The organism is Nocardia transvalensis NBRC 15921 (assembly GCF_000308875.1).
Taxonomy (GTDB): Bacteria; Actinomycetota; Actinomycetes; order Mycobacteriales; family Mycobacteriaceae; genus Nocardia; species Nocardia transvalensis.
The window spans coordinates 64,191-88,231 of sequence record NZ_BAGL01000059.1 but is presented as its reverse complement, the minus strand read 5'-3'; the positions used below and the strand labels follow the sequence as shown (position 1 = coordinate 88,231).

Genomic DNA, 24,041 nt, shown 5'->3' with positions numbered 1-24,041 from the left:
GAGACGATGGAACGGGCGCTCGCCTCGGGAACGCTGGCCGACGGTGCCCCGTTGAACGACGCGGCCCGGCGGAACATGGTGGCCCGAACGCAGGAGTTGCGGAAACTCGTCGCGCCGGATCCGGAAGGCGACAGGCAATTCCCGGCATTGCGGTCGCTCGAGGATTTCGAGAAGAACTTCCACAGCCTCGCGCGCATCGGCGAACTGCACGACGACCTGCGGACCATCTGTTTCGCGTGGGCCATGCGGCAGCACCCGGACTGGATCGCCTGGCTGAGCGATCTGGGAACCGGCGACCCCACTCTGGCGGATGTGAGTCGCGTCCGGGACTTCGTGGAGCACATCACGAACCAGGAAGTGTTCGCGCGGTATTTCTCGAACCGCAAGGACGCCACTCTTTTCCGCCGGCTGACCAGTGTGGCGGCCCTGGATGAAGCGATCCTGCGCACGCAGGGCGTTGGCGTGTCCAGCGATACCACCAAGCTGCAGTTCGTTCCGACGCGAGGGCCCCTGCTGGAACTGTCGGGGCATATCGCCAGTGCCTGCTGGGCCGGGAAGTACACCTCGGTGGCGGAGGAGCTGCCGAATATGACCGCCGTCATTATGGTCCGAAATCCCGACGACCCTGGCCGTACCGCCCTGGCCGGAGCCGGACTCCTCATCGAGACCACCAGCAGCGCCGGTGAGCCGCTGCTCCTGGTGCGTGGTCTCAATCCCACGGAGACGTATATCAACCATGTCTCCGTCGCGGATTTCTACGACAAATTCATCGGCTGGGCGAGCGAGATCGCCGCCGCCCGGGGACGTCGGCTCGCCATCGTCGTGGACGACCGGTGCGGTGACGCCGCGACGAATCGCCCGGTGCTGTTCGGGCATCTGGCGGCGGAGCGCCGGACACTCACCCCGATCAAGATCGATCCGGCGGATTCGACATTCAACGGCTACGACGTGAGCGACAGCGCGTACCTGGTGCGGCCCGTTGTCCGGCCCCGGGGATTCATCGGCAGCCGTCCTTCCGAGGATCGCGAGGGGGCGAACGAGGCGACATCCGCTGATACCGCGCGGGAATCAATCGATGCGGCCGTACTCGGCGAGGTGCTGGTCCAGCACGGCGTCGTGATCGGACGCGGGGCCGCGGCGCAGGCGCTGGGCTCGGACACGCCGGGCGAGCCCGATGTCGTCGAACTGTCGGTGCCGGAGTGGTTGTACCGGCAGTACGAGGCGGAAGGCTGGACTCGCACCTCCGAGGATTCGGTGCTGGCCCGCGGGCGGCTGCGGGTGTCGGTGGGGTGGCACGGCGTGGTGTCGCACGAGGAGCTGGAGCGCCGGGCCTGGCATCCGGCGGCGGGCGCGGCTCGCGTCGCCGGATTGCCCGACATCTACGCCTGGGCGCAGGAGCGCGGACTTCCCGAGGACGTGGCGGCGACCGACTGGATCAAGACCCGGCTACTGAGTCCGGCGCGTCCGCCGTTGCCGGTGCCGGTGATCGGGCGGGAGATCGAGGAGGTAGCCGAGATCCTGCGCTCGCGGCTGCCGCGCGAACGGCTCGACGATCCGGAGATCCGCCGCGGCATCCGGCTCGCGGCCGAGGGACTGTTCGTCAACCGGACGCTGTACGGCCACCCGGATGTCGGCCGTGCCAACCACCTCTACGACGACGCCTTCGAACTGCGCGAATTCGGGGTAGCGGCCCTGTACCACAACGGCATGGACGTCGCCGGGGATCTGCGGCACATCCTGGACAACGGTGTGCTGCACGGGGCCGGAATCGACGAGATCGTGGCGGCGATGGTCGCCGACGCCTGGAGCGACAGCGTCTACGGCGGCGGCCGGCGCCGCGACAATCCCGCACGCTACGACGAGCTGGCGTCGGCGGAACTGCTGCACGCCCGCGCGCTGTCGCACGGCTACCCGGAGGATGCTGCCCGGATCCTCGGATTCGCGGTCAACGGAACGGGATTCGACGAACGCACCGGAACCCAGATGATCGCCTCGCCCGCGGCCGTCGTCGAGTTGCGGCAGCGCTGGGGCGAGATGACCGACGGCGAATTCGAGCGGGCACAGCGAATCGCCCGCTGGGTCGCCGCCGCGGACCTGCAGACGCTGTCGGAACCGGACGCGGTCGTCCAGTCCATCGAACTGGCGCTCGAGGACCTGATGTCGCGGCGCTTCGATTCGGCGCGTGTCTTCGGACGGGCACTGGCGGAACGGGGCATCCGGGTCAGCGATATCGGGCAGGCGTTGCGATTCGCCGATCGGCTGGGGCACATGCGGCCCGACGACAGCGTCGCCACCGTGCGCCAAGCCCTCGTCGATCGGCTTCGTTCCAGCGCCGCCTTCGTCCACCCCGACGGTGGATATCGCCCACCGGACGGGTGGTTGCTGGCCAATCGGGATATGCGTCGCGATCACGCCGCGAAACTCCGGGAGATCGCCGACCGCCTCGCGGACGACCCGACTTGGACGCCCTTGGACGCCTATCGCGAGGCCCGGCGGCACGCGGCGGAGATGCGCGAGGAATACGGCGGCTTCCGCTGGCAGGCGACCGTCGCGCACGCGTCGGATCCCTCGACCCTCGCCGAAGCGGTCGCGGCCCGGCTTCCCGCCCGGGCCTCGGCCGAGATGACCCGGGATCTCGCCGAGGCGATACCTCGCCTCGCCGAGTCCGCCCGGACCTTGGCCGGCCCCGACCAGGTGATCGTCGTGACCTCGTCGCGGGACCCGGACGGCCGGACGAGACTGATCGCCCAAGTGGACTACACGAGACCCGATCCCGCCGATCCTTCTCCCGGCGTGGACCCGGAAGCCTTGCGGCACACCCTGTCCGACCTGGACTGCCGGATCGACGTCGACTCCGCCGACCCGTCGCCGCAGGGCCGGATCGAGCATCACCTCCGGCTCGATTTCACCAGACAGTACGCGCCGGCGGACTCCCTCGATGCCGACTCACTGCGACTTCCCCCGGCCGATATCGAAGCATCGCCGCCGGATCTTCGGGCCGGTGCGGACAAAGATCGTCCCGACCGCGATCGCAGCGCTCAGATGCGAATCGTCGGCGAATGGCTCGCTGCCGTCCGGGAGTTGCGTGGACTGACACAGCAGCGGCTGGCCGATGCCATGGGATTCAACAGGAGGAATATAGAGCAGGCTGAGGTGGGAGAAGGCATAACCGTCGACTATCTGCGTCGGTTCTGTCGCGTTTTCGATATTTCGGACGATGTCATTTACGGTGTCGTTCCGCGAGATTTGTCCCATCATTTCGGTGACCGCATTCCTTCGAGTAGTGAAGATCTCGGTGCGGGTGCGTTCGCTGCCTGGCACAGGGCGGTCCGCGGATTTCGAGGGATGACTCAGCAGGAACTCGCCGAAGCCATGGGTATCGGTCCGGATATTGTCATCAGGGTCGAAGAGGGAGCCCGTGTCAACGCGGTCTACCTGCGCTTTCTCCGGCGTGTCCTGAATATTCCGGAGGAGATTCTCCGTGATGTGGCTCCGGACGATTTGAAACCCTATTTGGACGACACTCTCACCGATCCGGGCAATCCTGTTTTCGACGCATTCGAGCACTGGCACAGGGCGATCCGGGAGCACCAAGGTATGAGCCTGCGTCGACTTGCCGAATCCTCGGGCACCCCGTTGAACGAGGTAGTCGAAGTCGAGCGGGGCGGCCGTGTTACGGCAGATTACCTGCGGTCCTTCGGACGTGTCTTCGGCTTCTCCGCCCAGGTACTGGAAGTTGCCGAGCAACTTGCCCGGCGCTCCGGGCCCCGCTACGACGCGGCTGGTCCTTGGATCGCGGCCATCCGGAGCTATCGCGGGATTTCGGTCGAAGAGCTCGCTCGCCGCGCGAATTGCGTCGTCGACACTGTCGTGCGTGTCGAGCGCGATGAACAGGTCGACCGTCGCGACGTCGACGCAATCGGTGCGGCGCTCGGAATTCCCGCCTTCGTGATGCAGGCCGCGGACAGACGCTTCAATTCGACGACCGGCCCGTCCTCCAGCCGGGAACCCGCAGCGGCCGCGGAAGCTTCGCGTGCCGGCGCGGCAGCAGACATCGCCACCCGAACTCCGATACCGCCCCGCGTGGAGATGACTCGGGCAGGGGAGAACACACCGGTGTGGCCGCGCTCCGACGAGGTGGCCGATGTTTCCCTCGATTGGCTTCGGTCCGAGCCGTCGGTACGGTCGCTGTCGGATCGGTTGAATGACGGCACTCGCCGGATTCTGGATCGCTATCCCGGGTCCGCGCGCAAAGGGCAAGTGCTGTACGAGGCTCTGGACCCACCGTGGCGTGGGTTCGACGGACAGCACTCCCCGAACATCGCGGCAGCTTTGCCTCCGGTGTTCGAGGACGCGATGCAGACGATCGGCCGCGAGGTACCCGGCGTGCATTTTGCCGCCATCGTCGACGCCCTGCATCTCATGCCTGCTGCCCGGGAGGAGATGCTCCGTGCGTTGCATGCGATCCGATCGGAATCGGCAAGTGGACAGGGCTTTTCGCCGAACTGGCGTCGGGATGACATACCGAGCGCACGAATCGAGTTCCGCCTCGCTCTCCCGACGCTGATGCATCTGCAAGCCCACAACCGGAGCGCATTGCCGGCGATCACGCTGTTGGATGCAGCGCTACACGGCCCCTGGGATTCGCTGCACGAGCGGATCGCCACGCACACGCAGGCCGAACTTGCCAGAGCTGTCGCGGATTTCGCTCGTTCCATTCCGCCGGAGCATTATCAGGACGTCGTGAACGCCCTCGATATCGGCGAGGGCGCCACAGCGTCGATCCTCGATTCGCTGCATCGTGTCGGCGGCGCTCCGGATAGCGGGCAGGAACCAGAATTGCAGCGCGCCGCTGCCCACGTTGTCGGTATGGTCGGTGCGGATTCGCTGGCGTCGGCCGGCGTCGATGTGCGCTCCGAGCGCTTCGGAGAGGAAGCCGCTGTACAGCTTTCTCGGTTCGGGCCGCACAATCCGCATCTGGTGTACCGGCCTGACCACGTCGAACTGCACCGGCCGGGACGTCCGACGCTGCGGAGTTCCCTCGACGGCCCGCTGCCGACGGCAATGGCAGAAGCGCTCGCCGGGGCTTTCGATTCCACCGTTCACCCCGGCGAGCACGGCGTACCGATGCCGGGCGATCCGGTATTCGCCCATCTCTTGCCGACCGAGGAATGGGGCACAGTCCACCAACACGTCTTCGAATCGCTGCTGCCGGGCGAAGGGCCGGTTGTGGGGGTGGTGGTCGGCACCTACGACCAATTACGTGCGCGGCCACCACTCGTGCGAATTCATTCACGGTGCCTCTACGGTGACGTGTTTCATTCGACGAAGTGCGACTGTTATCGACAGCTTCGCGGTGCGCTCGAGCAGATGGTGCACGAGGGCACGGGGGTGCTGCTCTACTTCGACGAAGGTAGGAGCGGCAACGGTCATGAGGGGCGCGGGGTGGGGCTGTATCGCAAGGCCGAGGCGTACCGGCTGGAGGACGGAGGCCTCGATACAGTGGAGGCGTTCGACGCGCTCGGCCTGCCCTACGATGTCCGCAGCTACAGTCACGGCGCGTTCATGCTTCGCTACTTCGGTCTGGAAGCCGTTCGTTTGATGACGAACAACCCGAAGAAGATCGCGGCACTGGAGGAGAACGGCATCCGTGTCGTGGATCGGATTCCGCAGAAGCACCCAGGTACTCATCGGAATCGCTATCTCGACGTCAAGAGAAAGTATTTCGACCACTTCTTCGACCCGGACGATTTCCCCGATCCGGACCAGGAATCGCTGGGCCGGATCGTGCGGATGGGACCCGGCGATCTGGCCCGGCAATGGGCGCTGTTGCAGGAAACTCCCAGCCGGGCCGTCCGGTCGTCGGGAGTTTCGTCCGGGCAAGCCATCAGCGTGGACGCGGCGCTGGAGGACGGGCTCGAAGCCGCCCGGGTGTGTTTTCAGCGCGGCCTCCGTCGTGTGTATTCGGTGACCCGCGCAGAGCTGGGAACCTGGCAACCCGCCCAGATCACCCACCGGGGAGTGCTTCCGCTACCGGCACAGCGGGCTGCGGGAGGAGTATTTCGTGAGGTCGCCGCGTGGGGACTGCTCGAACAGCAACTGTCCACCGAGCCTGCGGGGACGACGTTCCTCGTGGTCCACTGGCCGCCCGGCATAGTTGATGCGCCGCCGGTCGGCTTCATCGATTCGCGATCCGCACACACCGTAGTGCTGTCGCGCGGCCAGGCTCCGGACGCGCTCGAGTTCTACCAGACGAGGGACGACAGCACGCACACATACCGGTACGGCCAGCGCCCCCTCGACGCCGCGCTGCCGCCTGACGGGGACCGTCTGGTCGTGATCAAATACGACCCCGCCGGCAACGTGCTGCCCTTGCCTGGGCCCGCCGTTCTCCCACCACTACCGATCGCCGATACCGACGATGCGCCTCCGCCCACCGAAAACGGCACGCCTACCGACCTGACCCGCCCGTCTCGCGATCCCGACCCGAACGCCGTCCCGCTCGGACAGCACGCCGATGTCCCGGAACTCGGTCCCGGTGCGAACCCGGAGGGCTTTCGGCAAGAGCGCCGGGGGCTGCGGCGGCAGAACGAGGCGGCGGTGCTGCTCGCCCGGGCAGGTTTCCGGGTCGAGCAGCATCCGGACGAACCCGGTTCGCGCGCACCCGATTTCCGTATCGAGGACCGCCTTTTCGACTGCTATTCGCCGTCCACCGGACGGGTCAGCAACATCTGCTACGAAATCCGGCGCAAGGTGGTCGTGAAACGGCAAGCCGAGCGGATCGTGGTGAACCTGGCCGATTCGGCCGCGGACCCGTCCGAGCTGAGTCGCGCCCTGCGCGAGCATCCGATCCCGAACCTGCGCGAAGTGCTCGCCATCGACCGAGACGGCCGGGTGCTGCGGTTGTCGCCGGGCCCGCCGACGGTGGTCGCGGAAAGCCGCGAATCCGGACGCCGGGGCTTCATCGGCAGCAGGCCGGCGGGCACTGATGAGCCGGCCGACGCGGAGGTCGCCGACGACGTGCGTTCGGTCGGCGAAGCGGTGCGGGCGGGGCTCGGACCGCTTCGGGCCGAGCACTTCCCGCTGCCGGGTATGCGGATGCGGACCGACGATCCGGACCGGCTCGCACCGTTGCGGGTGTTCTCGCTGTGGCAGGCGCATGTGGCGAACCGAGGGCTGGGAAAGCTTGGCAGCCGGTGGAATTCGGCGACAAGCCCCGCGGCCCGGCGCCGCGCGCTCGCGCAGGTGTATTACTGGATCTCCCACCAGCGGTACCTGCGGCAGGTCTGGGCGATCGAGCGTGACCCGAGCGCGATCGGCGAGTACGAGGAGAACCATCCGGACTACTTCCGTTCCCGGATCGACATCGATACACCGAATATGGACCAAGTGGGGCGTCCGGTAGGCACACCGGCGCTCCGGACCGCCGACGAGATCAGCGGTGTTCTCCGGGCCCGGATGGACGAGGAGGCGCCGGGGGACAGGAGGCTGCGGAATCGCGTAGAACTGCCCGGCGGTAGCCGCGTCGACGGAAATATCCTGTACGCGTTCGAGGACGGCCGATTCGTGATCGAGACGGCGCGCCCCGAGGACCAGCGGACGATATTCGATGCCGCCTTGGTCGTCCTCGCCGAATTCACCGAGCATCGGTCCGCGAAGTTCTCGGCCGATGCGCTGCGGCGTTTCGCCGACGCGGTATATCTGCTGTACCAGGCCCCGCTCATGCGGAGGGGCAGCGACGCGACGATCAGGACGTTCGCGGCATCGGTGCTCACCTTCGTATCCGGCCGTCCGGCCGGTCTGCCGCACGACGTCGATTTCCAGGCCATGTCGCGGCGGCAGTCCGACTTCGTCGAGTGGCTCACCCGCATGCTCTCCCCGGATCTGGTGCCGGACAACGGTGTTCGCCGCCCCCGGGGCTTCATCGGCAGTAGACCCGATCGGGCCGACCCGGCGGTGGGCCGGGATGCCGACGGCCCGGCAGTGCCGGACGTGTCGCCCGGGACGTGGCTCCGGGGACAGCGGCTCGATCGGAAGCTGCAGCAGAAAGAGATCGCGGAGGCGGCCGGGATAGCCGCTGGGCACCTCTCCGGCATCGAGAACGACAAGAACAAACCACGGTTGGAGACGTTCCGGCGCCTCTGTGCGGCGCTGCACATCGACGAGCCACTGGCACTGGCCGCGACACACCGGTTCTATCCCGAAACGGACGTCGATACCGATCCGGCCGCGCACGACACCCTCGGTAGCTGGATCGCGGCATTGCGCAATGCCGGAGGCATGACGAGGGCGGATCTCGAGCGGGCGACGGGGGTGGATGCCTCACACATCACCGATATCGAGAGCGGCACATGGGATCCCCGATTGCCGACCGTCCGCCGGCTGCTGGAGGCACTCGGCGTCGAGACGGAGGTCGCGGAGGACGCCATCCGCCGTTTCCGGCCCGCCGAGGATGTCGATCCGGTCGGGTACGCCCTCCCCGGCGACTGGTTCGCGGCGCTGCGGCACAACGCGGGTCTGTCGCAGGCTCAGGTCGGCGCCGCGCTCGGGATGTCTCAGACCCGCATCGCCCAGATCGAGAACAATCATCACAAGCCACAGCGGAAGAAGTTCCGGCGGATCGCCCGGGCGCTCGGGGTCAGCGAGGAGCGGCTGACGGTCGCGGAACGCCACTTCTATCGGGCGGCCGATACCGATCCCGCGGCACACGACGATCTCGGCGGATGGGTTGCGGCACTGCGCGACCGGCTGCGGATGACGCAATCGGAGTTCGGGGCGCTCGTCGGCCTGTCGAGCCGCTACATCGTCGATATCGAGCACGGCAAGGAGATCCCCTACCGGACGTTCCGGCGCATCTGCCGCGCGACGGGAGTCCGCGGTGGTGAGCTGATCTACGCTGTCCGGCAGTTCTATCCGGATCTCGGCGTCGATATCGACCCGGCCACGCATACGGCACTCGGCCGGTGGATCGCGGCCCTGCGGTACGACGAGCGGATGTCCGCGACGGACCTGGCCCAATGGTCGCGGATGCCGCGCAGCTCCATCTCCAGCATCGAGAACGGCAGGTATGTGCCGCGCCTGCGCAAGTTGCGCCAGCTCTGCCAGTCGCTGGGCGTCAACGGCGAGTTGTTGCTGGAGGTCGTCGACCGCTTCTATGCCGACCGATACGAGCGGTCGGGGTATCGCGACGAGGAGGAGCTGTTCCGGCGGTACCTCGTGACCCGGGTGGGCTCCGACGAAGAGACGCGGGTCCGCAACGAGATCCTCGAACGGTTCGCCTGGGTGCCGAAGGCCCTGGCGCGCAGGGAATCTCCGGATATCCGCGACGACGCGGAACAGATGGCGTGGATCGGGATCATCGCCGCGATCGATCACCATGTGCCCTCCGCGTCGTTCGCGGCGCATGCGTGGGCCGGCGGCCGCGGGGCGGTTTTCCGCTACCGTCTCGCGCGGCGGTTCCCGGATCTCGACAATCGCACCCGCAAGATCGTGAGCACGGTGGAAGCGCAGATCTACCGGATGCTTTCCGCGGGTGAGAAACTCGACGATGCCGAGATCGCTCGCGCCACGCGCCTGAAGCCGGCCGATGTCGCGCTGGCGCGGGAAATCCTGGACCGGCCCGTCTTGCGGTCGGATGCGCCGATCCGCGGCAGGGACGGCGACCGGCGCCGTGAGACAGCCGATCCGGCCCCCGCGGGCTTCTCCGACGCCGATTTCGCGCTGACCGTGCGGGCCGCGCTGTCCGACCTGCCGGACCCCGAGGTCGCGGAGCGCTTGGTTCTCCAGCATCTGGTGGAGGGCGTGTCCCTAGGGCGTGTGGCCGCACGATTGGGATTGCCGGCCGCGGCCGCGGGGGACCTCCTTTCCGATTGTCTTGTCCGGCTGCGTACTACGTTCGGCAGCGCCCAGGCAGCGTCCACGCCGTGGAACCAACGGGTGACGACGGCCCCGCCCGCGGAGAAGCGCAGGCCGGGCGGATTCATCGGCAGCCGTCCGCACGGACCTGCCGAGGATCCGCGTCGTCCGGCGACGGACGGAGGGACCACGCCGTGGTCGGCTGCCGGGGACGGGGATCACGGAAGTTCCGAGCCTGTCCGCGCGGAGGGCGACCCGTCACTCGTCGCCGACAGTATGCTGGCCCATTTCACGGCTAGGGAACCGATCGACTGGTGTCAGCTCGACCCGGACAGTGTGTTCGCGGACTGGGTCTGGTCGAGCGATGAACAGCTGCCGTCCCTGGACTCCGGCCTGGACCTCAGCTGTATCGACATGGTGGTATACGCCGCTCTCGAGTCGGGCGTGCTCGACCGTGCCGGAGCGCGAGCCATATACAGCTGGGACGACAGGACCGACTCCTTCCTCCGGTGGACGGACGAGCTTCCCGGCTTGCTCGTCCCGGGCGAGCGCCGGGTCCTGTCCGGTGACGACGCGAGCACCCGCCCACGACGCGGTGACGTCGTGCTGTGGTTCGGCTCGGATTGGACGACGGACGCGGAGCACGTGATCCACGTCGCGGTCGCCGACGGAACTACCGATCCGGAGACGGGTTCGCCCGTCGTGCTGTCGTTCGGGGCCCGCTGCTCGTGGTTGCCGTCCCGTGGTCGTGGTCTGCGCCAGGCCCGGACGAGCGGTGTCGAGCATACGACCGTCGCGGAGCTGAACCAGACCGCCGCTCTCGTCAGGGTGTCGCGGGTCGAATTCGGCGCGGGTGCGTGGACGAGCAACTCTGTTGGCGGCCAGGAGATTTCGGTACCGTCGTACCGTGCGTCGCGGGCATTGCGCCCGTTCGTCGCCACACCGTGGCGACGGGCGTTCCCCGGCTTGGACGAGTGGGTGAGCGGGCGGCCGGACGCGCAGCGATTGATCGCCGCCTTCGACGCGTGGGAACGAGCCGAGGGCGCCGCGGGCGAGGTCGCGAGGTTGACGGAGACCGTCGACACCCTGGTGTCGAGCACGCGGCTCGAGCACGAATCGCGCTCACGCGGAACACTGCCGATCGACGGGCATACGCAGGTGCGTGTCGTAGTCGGCCGCGACGGCGCCCCGGTCTCGCTGAAGGTCGCGAGTATGGGCGAGCACGGCCGTGTCCTGCGCGCACTGTTCGCGGCACGGCCGGACCTGACGGAGACGATTCCGCGGCGAGGCGGCCGCCTGCCGATCGAATTCATCGACGTGACAATGGAAACCGATGGGCGGGTCCGTGCGCGCCATCTGTCGCCGGACGATGCCGACCCGAGCCGGAAGCTGATCCCGGGCCTGCTGCTGGACCGGTACTTGCGCTTGTGTGCCGCGGGTGCGTTCGACCGGCCGGGCGCCAAACCGGCGAAGCGACCGAGTTTCCGGCAGTGGATCGACGATCTCCCGCCGGGCGTCTTCAAGGGGCCCGCCGACACCTTCTATGCCTTGACGCCCAACGGCTACATCCTCACCGATCGCGCGGTCGAGGAGGGCGCCAAGCTGGATCCTGGCGAGTCCGCCGGGCCGCACAGCTCGGCCGACTCCCTGCGTCGCGTCGTCGATCGAGCGCCCGGGCTCGCCGGCGTCGTCTATCGCCGGTCGACCCCGGAGGAGTCCGAGCAGTTCACCGAGCGATCGAGCGAAGTACTCGACCTCGGTGTCATGGAGGCGCGGGTGACCATGGCGAAGGACGCGTCGGGGCAGTGGCGGCTCCTCGAACCGTCCGTCTCCGGTCTCTACCCGGGCGACGTGCTCAGCCGCTGGTGCGGGCAACTGCGTGCGCGGAGCCGTCGCCGGTTGCTCACTCTCGTCCGGCGCCACCTCGACGGTCGTGGGTCGGACACATTGAGCCCCGTGGCCGAACCCGGCGCCGCAGCGGAGCCCGGTCCGGCCACCGGGCGTAGCCGCTACATCGGCAGCCGCCCAACGGATTCCGGCGAGGCGATCGAGGCTATTGCTCGGGAGGTTGTCACGGCCTTCGAGGAAGAGAAGGCGAAGCCGACGCCGTTCTTCGGCTCGATGTTCGAGGGGTTGCTGGGGAAATCCGGTCTGGACACCGTCCGAGCGGTGCGTGAACTCATCGACGATCCCGACATCCTCAGGTGGCTCGATCTTCTCGTCAGACGGCTCGACGTCGGGACCGCACCTGTCGAAGATCCGCACGATATGGATGCCGGCGCGGAATCGCTCATCGAGGACGCGGGCTCGCCGTGGAGCGAGGAGGACAGGGGGTCCGTTCCCGACAGTTCGAAGATTCCGCCAATCGGTGAACTGCTCGACGTGAATCCGGATGAAGCGGACGACTTGGTATTGACAGCCAACCTGAAAAAACTGGAAGGAAAATACGCGTCATTCTATGTGTACGGCGTAAAAGGTCGGTATGCCAAGGACTCGGGGGGCGTTCGATGGATCGATATGGAAGCCGAAATAGCAGGTCCGGAAGGGCGGCACATCGGCTCTGTGGTTCGCCAGTTCTACCGAGACCACCATGGCAAGCTGGTCGTCCTCAACGGATGGTTCACACTGTCCGATAAGAAGTACCAGCGCCGAGGGTTCGCCACAGCGTTCTCCGCGGCATTGGAGTCCTACTATCGCCGGTCCGGTGTCGATCGTATCCGCGTCCACGTTCTGGGAGAGGCAGGCGGATTGGTATGGGCGCGGGCAGGTTTCGGCTGGGATGACGATCCGGAGGCCTTCGAGGACACCCTGGCCATGATCACAGCCAGAATCGAGGCGGTGCGGTCGGAAGTCTCGGAAAGAGACGCCGAACTGCTACGCGGGTACCTCGAGCGCTTCGAAGGGCCCGTGCGACCGGTCGAGACGTATCCGACGCCCTATGAACTCTCCATGCTGCGGGGTGACGACCCCGATCTCGGTGCGACATTGATGAAAGGCTCGTCCTGGTGGGGAGTCAAATACCTGTCGTCGAGCGGCTTCATCGGCAGCAGGCCCGCCGGACCGGGCGACCGCGCGGGTCGGGCGACCGGTAGCCTCGACTCCCCTGTGCCGCATCCGCATTCGTTCGCGGCCGTCGGGAATTGGGCACGTGGCGTTCGTGATCGCCTGGGTCTGGATCCGGGGCGGATGGATGACATCATCTCCGCGCCGGAGGGCGCGTGGGAGGCGGTGGAGTCCGGGCGGTCGGAGCTGACAGTCGGTCAGGTGCGGGCCTTGATGCGGACCGTTCCCGGTGTGCGGGAGTTGTATCCGGCCTTGGCGGACCGGTTCTTTCCGGCACTGGCGGGCGCGCCGCGACAACTCGGTTCGAGTGTGCGGTCGGTGCGGGAGCGGGCGAATGTGCGGCCCGGGCAGCTCGCGACGCGGTTGGGTGTGTCGGAGACGGCGCTTGTCGAATGGGAGACACGGGCGAGCCGCGCCGTTTCGGGGCAGGAATGGCGGTGGTATCTGCGCGGGCTGGCGTCGTTGCTGCCGTCGGAAGCGGTGGCACAGGCGCGATTGGGCGTGTCGGTCGGAGGCCGTGACGGGGTCGGGGTGTGCCTCGCGGCATTGCGAATCGCCGCCGGGGCGGATCGGTTGTCCGTCGCGGAGAAATCCGGCACGGACCCGGCGCTGCTCGGCCGGATCGAGGCCGGTGCGGACGAACCCTCGATGGATGTCGTCGAGGCGTATCTGCTGGCGCTGGCGCCCGGAATTCCGTGCAGTCCCGAGGGATACCGGCATATCGGGGCCTATCTGGAATATATCCGCCGAGAGTCGGGTGTGACGCTGGCGGAGGCGGCGCCGGCGGTGGGCATGACCGTGGCCATGATGCACGACCGCGAGGCCGGCCGGGTCCTGCCGTCCGTCGCGATGGTGGGTGCGTACCTGGACGCGTATTCCGACGGCAGCGTGAGCATCGATGAATGCGTCGAAGCGTTTCCCGCGCTCGGGTCCACGCGGCCCGCCCTGAGCACGCGGGCAGAGGCGGAACCAGAGTCCGCCGCCGAGGGTGGGCAGCACTCCGCGCCGGCCGCGCCCGGCACCGATGCGGCGGGGAATGTGCGGTTGCCCGGGTCGGCGGGACTCTCCGATGCCGATGATCTCGTGCGGGCGATCGTGGCGCAGGCGGCTCTGTTCGGGTCGCAGGATGGGCGGGCCGGGCCGATATTGCGGCGCTTCCCTGACTGGGAGGAGGTGCCTTCCGGCGAAGACGGGGTACGGACTTTCGCGTTCCGGGTCTTCGAACGCGCGCCCGACCGGACGGTCGTGGGGCGGCGTCGGCCGGAGGTCACCGAGGTCCTCGTCCGCCTCACGCGGCCGACGCCTGCGGGCGACTGGGCCGGCGCGGTGGCCGATGTCTCCACACGGCGGGACAAGTCGTTGTGGAAAACGGCGCGGTTGCCCGAAGCCTCCCCGAATCCGGCTGTGGCGCAACGGAAGATCGCGGACGCGGTGCGGGTGGTGGCCGAGGCGGTGCGCGTGCTCGACGTCACGGTTGTCGCCGCCGAGCACGGGCCCGCGACCGTGGGGGAGACGGTGCTGGTTCATACCGCCGAGGGCGGGCGCGAAGTGCCGCTCGGCGAACAGCACACCTGTCGCGCGCTGACGGTGATGTTCACCAATGGGAGCTCGGTCCGGTTCGATGTCCGCGTCGACCCGGTCAGCCGGCGTCTCGTGGTGAGTTCTCCGGACGGACGGCTGGTCCGGGCCGAACAGATCCGGGCGCCGCGGGCGGCGTCGGCGCTGGAAGTCGAGCGCGCGGTGACGATGGCGCTCACGCAGGCTCTCGCTCAGCTGGTGACCATGCATCGCGGATACGGCAAGGTCGCGCCGGAGGACCCCCGATACGTGCGTAGTCCGGAGGGAACACTGGTGGCCACCCGCGCCGCCCGTGTGGACGCGGCCGCATTGCTGGCGGCGGACCGGCTGCTGGCGATGGGAACCCTGCCCTCCCGCCAGCGCGGATACCTCTTCGGACTCCGTCGCGGCATTCTCGCCCGCCTGGAATTCGCCACCGGCTCGCGGGCCGTGCAGCGCGAGCACCGGGCCGCATTGCGCGCGGTATCGGCCCGGCTCGAGTATTCGATGCGAAAACACTGGGGCCCGCTGAAGATCCGGAAACCACAGCTGCTGCATCCCGAGAGCGCACCGCCGTTCCATGTGCATCTCGGGTTGTCCTGGATCGCCTCCGGATCGAATATCCTGCCTGCCACGATCTCCGGCGACCAGGGCCAGACATTGCGCTACACGATCGGCAGCGCCACCGGTTCCTGGTACCTCGCCTTCTCGCGAGCGGTGACCTACAACGATCACCGGCGGGAGGAGGTCGACACGGCGCCCGCGCATCTGATCTACAACCGCGACGGTCGTCGATACCTCTATTCCCATGTCGGCGGGGCGGCGGTGGATATTGCCGGGCGCGTGGGCGGCAGCCTCGTCCTCATGAGTCTCGGGGTCCCGATCCAGCCCGCTCTGCTCGCCCAGGTGGCCTCCAGCCGGGGCATGCAGGCCTACCTGCGGGGGATACGAGCCGCACGCTTGCAGCCCATGTACAGCGCCCCGGTCGATCTGGCCGAGGCGACCCTGGCCGTGGCCCGTCGTCATGAGGCCTACGACGAGTACAACACGTTACGGACCGAATCGTTGCTGCTGGCTCGGCGCCTGCTGCGGTACCTCGATGCGGGACACACGCTGGACGACCGGCAGATGAGCGAGCTGTCGGACCTACTCCGCGATGTGATGACCGAACTGCGTGCGGCGGCACAGCGAATCGATCGGCACGGCCTCGCCCCGGCCGCGTTGCGTACCAAGGCGTCTCCGGTGCGTTCGCCCAGCGGGGCACTGATACTCAAAACGAGCTGGGTCCCGGCGTGGGGTGCCGCGGGCGCCGGTTTCCTGGCATCGGGGATGTTCGGCAACCCCTGGATGGGCCTGCTGGGGGCGGGCGCGGCGTTCTCGACGCTGGTCCAAGCGCGGCTGACGCCACTCTACGAGCGGCTCAGAGCCGCGGAACGAGCCACCAGGGTGCAGCGTAACAACGCCTATCGTGACAAGAAGTGGGACGACGGCATCCGCGAGACCCTCACTCGCATAGCCGAATTGCTCGGGCAGGAGCCGGATCTCCCGGATCCGCTGCCTGCCGGGAAACGAAAACTGGTCAGCCCCGCCCCGGATCTGTATCGGGGACTGCTTCTCGGCGCCGTGGAATCGCCGCTGTCGCTCGCCGGTTTCTGGGGCCCCGGCATCGACCGGTCGCTGGCCCTGGGACTGTTCTTCGCTCGCTTCAATTCTCCGCTGTTCAACGCCACGCGCAGCTGGGGCGAAGAGGTATTCGATCAGTTGGCCGCGGACAAGACGGACGATATCGACGACCGGATAGTTCTGGAGGAGAACCCGGGCAGTGTGCCGGAGTTCGTCGCCGAGATAGGCGAACGCCGGGACCGTGCGCGGGAACTGAACCGGAGCATCGACGGAACCTTCGACGCGACGGGTATCCCGGACACGACCGGTGCGGTGTCACCCGCTGCCGTATACGAGGAGTTGATGAAGCAGGCCGAGGCCAAGAAGAATTCGCGGCTCGTCGTGGAACGGTTCAAGCGTGTCGTGGCGGAGAAGAACACGCCGGAACTGTTCGACGAATTCATGGCCTCGATCACCGACGGGTTCGAGAAACTCGCGCCCGACGCGCGACCCGAGAAGGCGGCGGCGGCCTTTCTGTACCGGCATGAATCCGACGTCACCGCGATCGGCAAGTTGCAGATCGTGGAACGCTATATCGCCGAGCACCTACCGGACGGGATATGGCTCGCGGCGTTGTTCCCGGAGGAGGAACGCACCCCGCTGAACCCGGAGTTCGTCGCGTTCGCACGGCTGGTCGCGGGGCTGCCGATCGTGGCCGCGACTCCGGAGGCCAAGGAGGTCGAGGATCACACCGGCCGATTCGTCGCCGTGGCGGTGCTCGCCGCGACCGCGAACGGAGCAGCGCGGCCCGGCATTTCGTTGCTGGGCGAGCTGCTGACCGCCGGAGCGGAGCTGATCGAACGCGATATCCTGCGACTGGCGCACGGCTCGACTCTCGACGACCTGCTCGCCGACAACCCGCCGCCGACCGCGGGCAGTGCCAAACCCGCGTCGCGCCGGGAGCTGGCGGCCGCGCGGCAGTTGCTTCGTATCGCCTTGGGAGCACCCCTGTTTCGCGCGCAATACATCGCTCGCGTCACCCTGTGGCTGGCCGATATCCGGCAGCCGAGCACCGAGAGCGGCGGGCGCAGGGTGGATGCCCCGGATCCCGCCGCGGTATGGCGAGCGCCCGGCCGTTTCATCGGCAGCAGGCCGCGCGGTGTGGTCGACGAGTCGTCCGACGACGATGCCAGCAGGTACCCCACTGCCGGGGTGCGGGCCGTGGGCGTGAACGCCGGGAGTTTCGTCACGCCGGGCGGCGCGGCGGCGCGGACCGAGCGATCGACACCGTGGAACCGTCCATCGGCACAGGCGAACGACCGGCCGGGGGGCGGATTCATCGGCAGCCGGCCGCGGGACTCGGACGGGCTGGCGACCCCGCGGTCACCGGCCCGGGACGACGACGCGTACGAGCGGGTTGCGGACGTCGCCACCGCGCCGTTGCCGCACCCGCACGCGTACGAGCGGGTGGACGACTGGTTGCGGGACGTGCGTGACCATCTCGGCTTGGAGATGGACCGGTTGGACGACCTCATCGAAGCGCCGGCGGGGACGTGGGAGAACATCGAGAGCCACCCCGATCGGATGACCGTGGGGCAGGTCCGCGCGCTCCTGCGCAACGTTCCTGCCGCGCGCCCGCTCTACGCGCCGCTCGGCCACCGATTCTTCCCGGACCTGGCGACCGAACCCGCCTCCGCTGTCGGCGCAGGTCTGCGTCACCTGCGGGAAGCGGCGGGACTCAGCCAGGATCGGCTGGCCTACCTGTTGGATGTGCTTCCGGCGACGGTCGGAAATCGGGAATCGGCAGTGCGCCTGCCGCCGTCGCGAAACGAGTGGGAACGTCACGTGCGCGTCCTGGCCGGCGCGGACGCCGACGATACCGACGTGACGCTTCCCGCCTGTCTGGAGATGCTTCGCACCCGCGCGGGGCTGCCGCGTCGGCATCTGGCCGAGAAGCTCGGCGTCTCCGTGGACCGGGTCGCCGAGATCGAGACCGGCGGTTCCCTGATCCCGAAGGATGTCGTCGAGCACTACCTGCGGGCACTGGTTCCCGGCACGCCGCGCTATCCGGAGGGCTATCCGCATCTGGGCGGCTATCTGCGGTATCTGCGTGAGTCGGCCGGGGTGCAGGCGGCGGATTTCGCCGCTGTCGCGGGGATCAACACGACAATGCTGGGCAACCGTGAGATCGGGAAGGTGCGCCCGTCGAGAGATGTCGTCGAGACGTATCTCCGCGAGTTTCCGCACGGTGCGGTCTCCTATGACGAACTCGTCCGGGTGTTTCCGGACGGAGTGGCCGTGGCCCGGCCCCGGCCGGAGGACCTGGTTCCGGAGAACCTGATATTTCCCGACCCCCGTGCGACCCGCTCACTCGCCGAGTACATGGAACGCGTCCTGGACGCGAACGGACTCACCATCCGTGACACCCGGAAACTGTTCGGGTACACCGCTTTCCGGGTACGCCCGGTACAGCACATCACCGAGCTGACAGCTCTGCTGGCCTACGACAAAATCCTGCGGCACGCGGGCGCGTGGAACGATTTCGCCGAGGCATGGGGATACGACTACCGAATGGACCCGGCGGGCGAGCGGCCACCCGCGCCCGGTGACTTCTCCTCGCCGTACGCCTGGCTGGACGCTCGCCGTCTGTACCGCCGGAAGGGGTGGCCGGAGTTCGACAGGTTCGCCGGGGCGCGGGCCGCCGCCTCGAGAAGGCAACCGGACCTCTGGTACCTGACGGGGTTGCGGAATGCCCGGCACATCTCCGATGCCGACCTGCGCGCCGCCGCGGAGCATTTCGGGATCTCCGGGGCGACGCGCCCGAGATACATCGGCAGCAGGCCGACGGACGGTACGGCCGACGGCCTGTCGCTCACCACCGGCGAAGCCGAGATTTTCGCTATGGCCCGAAACGGATTGACGCACAACGATATTGCGGCATATCTCGATATCTCGGAGCGGGAGGTGCGGGCCGGGCTGGCCGGTGTCCGCCGCAAGCTCGGGCAGCAGCGGTCGCGGCTGGTGACGGCGAGGCGTCCTGCCGACACGACGGCGACCTCCGAACTCGACCGGATTCGGGTCGCCATGTATACGGCGCTGCTGGATGCCGATCCGCCGGATCCGCGAGAACTCGTCGCGGAGGCGAGCACGGAGCAACTGGAACACGCCGTGCGCGAGACGGATTCGGATCGTCGGCGACCGCTGCGCACTGTCGGCGTGGGGTCGCTGGCCCGGATCGTGCGCAACCTGAGATTGCGCGCCGCTCATCGATCGGTGGGTGCGCTCGCGGCCGCATACGACCGGTCGCAAGCGGTGCTGGCCACCGCGCTGGCCGCGGCCGGCCCTGCCGATCTGCGGGCGGCACTGGACGAACTCGATGAAGCCGACCGCCGAATCCTGTTCAGCCGGTTCGGACTGGCGACCGCACCCGCCACCGTCGAGCCCGAGGGCTCCGTGCGCGGCTTGTACGCGATCGATATCGCCCGGAAGGTCGCCGCTCGGATCGCCGACCGCACGGAGACCACCGCCGCCGACGAGAACGACGGTCTTCTCGCCGCGGTGCGATACGCGAATTCTCTGGCCGCCCAGACGTATACGACGAACGAATGCCTGGACGCGGTCGTCGCAGGGCGGGACCGTCAGGACAGGGCGCAAGCGAAGAAACCCCGTTGGTCCAGCCGGGACCCGTTGCCCGTGGATCACGGTTTCGACGACGACCAGCGGCGGACGGCCGACGAGGCGCTTCGGGCGGGCGGTTTCGACACCGCGGAGGAATTGCAGCGGTGGGCGGATTTCCCGGAGGCGCGATCGGCCGAACGCCGTGCGACCGAGAACGGGGAATGGTGGGACTCGCTGAGCGACCCCGCCGCACCCGGCCGGCTGAGTCGTGCGCAGCGGGCGCTCATCCAGGTCTACCCGCATCGGATCGGTAATGCCGACGGCCTCCCCGCCGTCGTCCGCGACCATGCCAACCGGTTGTCGATCCGCCGTGACCTGGACGAGTTCATCGCCCGGCGGCCGACCGGCACGGGAATGCTCCGCTGGATCCAGACGGGGCTCACCCCGGCCGAGAAAAAACAGTTCGGCAACCTGGTCCACACCCGGAATCACCTGCACCAGATGGACCGGAAGGCCGCCGAGACGCCGGGCAGCCCTCCGGTGCACCTGCTGTACTACGACTCGACCGCATTCGGCGGCAAGGGGAAGGCCGTCGCCGCGCTCGGTGACGTCGACACCGCGGACACGGTGAATTGGCATGTGCCCGGCACGAATACGACGTCGGACTCGCTGGCCTACCAGTTCAAGCCGCTGCACAATCTGTACACCGAGACGCTGCGCGTCGAACCGTCGCTGAAGCTGGCATCGATCATCTGGATCGGATACGACGCGCCGGCCGGTCCCCTGAACACCGGTTATGTGCAAGCCGCTTTCCCGCAACGCGCTCAGGTCGGCGGCGAGCGGTTGGTGTGTGACCTCACGGCGTTGCACGCCACCCGTCGTCGCGCCGGAACGGCCACCCCCGGCCGGTTCGTCAACCGCCTCTACGGGCACAGCTACGGGTCGGTCACCGTGTCGTATGCGGGCCGGGACGGCAGGCTCGCCGGTCTGGTCGGCTCGATCATCCTCGCGGGATCGCCGGGAGCGGGACCGATCCACAACGCGGCGGAGTTCGGGATCGGCGCGCGCAACGTCTATGTCTTCGCGTCGTGGCGCGACCTGGTCACCCTGTTCGGGGCGGACGAACCCGGCGCTCGGAGCCGCCTCCATCCCGGCATCGGCCTCGGCATAGATCCGGCCACCGAGGAGTTCGATGCGGTACGAGTCCACGCCGAGTACCGCGACACCTCGAATGTCACCGGCGTCGAGGCCGTGCACCAGAGCTATCTGCACTACGAGCCGGGGACGGACCAGCCCAACGAAGCCCTGGTGCACGCCGCGCACATCACCGCCGGGCGCGGCGACGCCCTCGATCGAGTGCAACCGCGCCGAGCCGGGGACCGAATGGTCCTGCGACCGGCCGACCCCGAACGCGAGCGCGGTTATGCGGGCCGCACCGGCGATTCCGAACCGCGTTCCGAGGACTCTACCGGCGAGCGGCGGAACTCGGGGCGAACGCCATGGAGCCGGCGGCGAACGGACACCGATCCGAGCGGCGAGACCGAGACAGGCGAAGGCGATTCGCCGCCCCGGGGCTTCATCGGCAGCCGGCCGGGGTCCGGGCCGAACGCCACGCCGTGGTCCTCGCCCCCATCGACCGGCGGCCCCGTCGCGCGGAATATCGACGAAGCCCGGCGGCAGCGGGCCGTGGCCGGGGATCAGCTGCGGGCGGTGGCGGCGCGGCTGGGGGTAGCGGCATTCGAGCCGGATGCGTCCGCGGTGGAACGGTGGCGGCTGCGGGCCGAGCAGGCACGGCGGAACCTGGCTCGGCTGCTCGGGATCGATACGTCGGAACTCGCGGTGCGCAGGCATGTCGAGGAGCCGGTCCAGCGGTTGCAAGGCCAGCTGCGTTCGCTCGACGACGCGCGGATGTCCGAGGTCGATCCGGCGGGGCTCCGGTCGTGGCTGGTCGATGCGATGCGTCTGGAGAACGACACGCAAGAGGCGACCGCCCGAGCCATCGAGGGCGACCGTAGCCTGGCCGATTCGCTGCCCGCCCGGCGTGCCGACGTGACCGCCCGGCTGATCGAGCTGACGGGCGCGCCGAGACCGTCGGGAGAGCCCGCGACCACCGCCGGTGATCCACTGGCCGAAGTCAGGCGTCTGCGTGCGGCGGCCGGCATCGAGGCAGGTCGGCTGGCCGAGGCGGTCGTGGAATACCTCGAAGTCACCACATTGGTCCAGCACGCCGTGGACTGCGTGGAACTGGATCGGCAGATCGTCGCCTTCGGCAACCCCGCGGACCAGCGTCCGGCCGCTCGCCTGGCGATGGCGCGCCGGGCGGACGAGCGTGGCGCGCGACTGCGCGAGGAGCTGACGGAGCTGCTGGCCCCGCACGGCATCGACCCCGGCGAGCTGCTCCGGACGGGCTCACCCGACTGGGAGGCATGGTTCGGCAGATATCGGGAGGCTCGCCGCGACCTGGTCGACCTGCTCGACATCGGGCGCGGCACGGCAGTGGACGACGACTGGATCCGGCACGTGTTCTCCGCGTGGCACGAGGAGGGTTGTGCGACACCGGAAATGATCGCTGCCGAGCGGGTGCTCGCCGAAACCTCGACGGTCGCAAGGCTTGTCGACGATATCCATCGCCTGAGCACATGGGCGCGCACGGTCGAGGAGGTCGAAGCGGAATTGGCGCGGTACGCCGAGGAGGCGCCGCGGCCGGCGGACCGAGCGCAGCTCGCAGCGAGGCAACGCCTGGAAGACGGGGCCCGCGATCTCGTCGCGCTGGGAACGGCTCTCGACGGGTACGCGGAGGAAGCGTTCCTGTACGCGCCGCCGAGGGTTCTGTCGGCCGCTCGGCAACACAGCGTCGCGTCCGGGGAATCGCGCCGAGGGATACTGCTGCTGCACGCCCGGCTGCGATACCTCCTGTCGGACGCCCAGGACTCGGAGAATGCGCCGACGCGGAATGTCGAGGAATTACGTCGCCTGGCTTCGGACGTCGAGGCTGCCGTCGACCACCACGAGACGGTCCGGTACCTGAATGCCCATCTGGATGCCACGCTCGACCACCTGATGCGGGAACTGGCCGGTGTCCCCGCGGCCGAAAGGGCCCACGAATCCTTCGATCTCGCGGGGCCGGGCGAGACCATGGCCGGCGTCCGCGACCATCTGGCGCGCCTCCGGCGGCGTGACCTCCTCGTCCTGCAGGACGGATTGATCGGCGAATTCGCGGTCGATCTCGTGGCGCTCGATGAGCCGGGCGCGGGCATGCGCGACGTGGCCCGGCTGTCGGACGTGCCGCCGGGAGAGTCCGAACGGCTCGACGCCACCATCGAACTGATCCACCGGCTCGGCCGCACGCGCACGCAACTGACGCACCTCGACACGATCATCGCGGCGATGGACGAGGCCGATCATCGCAAGCGGCTCGAGGAGGTGCGACTCGCTCGCCTCGTCTCGGATCATCTACGGAGATACCCCCTGGACCGCCGGATCGGCCGGGGGAAGCTCGAACCCGATCGAATGCGGATGGCGGCGGCGGCCCGCACGTGTGAAGCGGCGCTCCCCGACGGCGGATGGGCGGAGTCGTCCCTCGCGGAGGTACGCCGGCGAGTGGCCGCGCTGTGGGAGGATCCCGAGTCGCGGGACGAGGCGCACCTCGCGGAGCGCTATCTCGGACTACGTCGGTTGATCGATACCTTCGACGCCGGAACTCCCTGGATCGAATGGCATCTCGCCCTGGCGGCACACGGCCGCCGGCTCCGTGATCTGATGCGCCGGCGGGACGAGACCCGGGCGACGCACGATGCCGCCGAAGACCGGCTGCGGCGCCTCGCCACGAGGTTCGGACCGGATCTCGCGGGATGGAATACGCTCTCGCAGGTCTGGAAACTGCTGCGCCACATGATGAAACGGGACCTGCGCTGGTTGACGCTGGTGCTGGGGCCGGACGCTCCGCCGGAGCTGCGCCGGCTGGACGCGGTTCCGGCGGAGAAGCTGAACACGGACGTGATGACACCCGTTCTCGCGGACATGGTGCTCCGGGCGGCCGATCGGCATCCACGGAACACGGAGGTGCGAGGGCGTGTCATCAGGGCCATCGCCCTCGCCGGGATGATCGATGTCGCCGACGAGATCCGGAACCTGACAGCCGCCGTCGACCGATTCGACTCGGACCTGAGCGACCTGCTCCACGCCGCGGTGGAGACCGCGGGGATGAGAGGTGGACCGGAGCCGGAACCACCTACCTAAGCACTGCCCTCCTCGGACTGCCCACGCATGGGATCAGCGAATCTGCTTAGGTATGCTCGCTCGTCCTCGATGACGTTGCGGCAGTGCCGGCGGTAGCGGGTGGTCGG

The 24,041-nt window shown here is 68.3% G+C and carries 1 protein-coding gene (only partly in view); it reads left to right on the top strand.

Annotated features, from left to right (window positions below; genetic code table 11):
- Positions 1-23,934: the 3' portion of a GTP cyclohydrolase II RibA gene (gene ribA / locus ON41_RS20135; RefSeq protein ID WP_040749237.1), read on the top strand. The gene continues 7,671 nt to the left of window position 1, outside the view; 23,934 of the gene's 31,605 nt are visible here — the last part of the coding sequence; the start codon falls outside the window, past its left edge; the stop codon is at positions 23,932-23,934.
- The last annotated feature ends 107 nt before the right edge of the window (positions 23,935-24,041 follow it).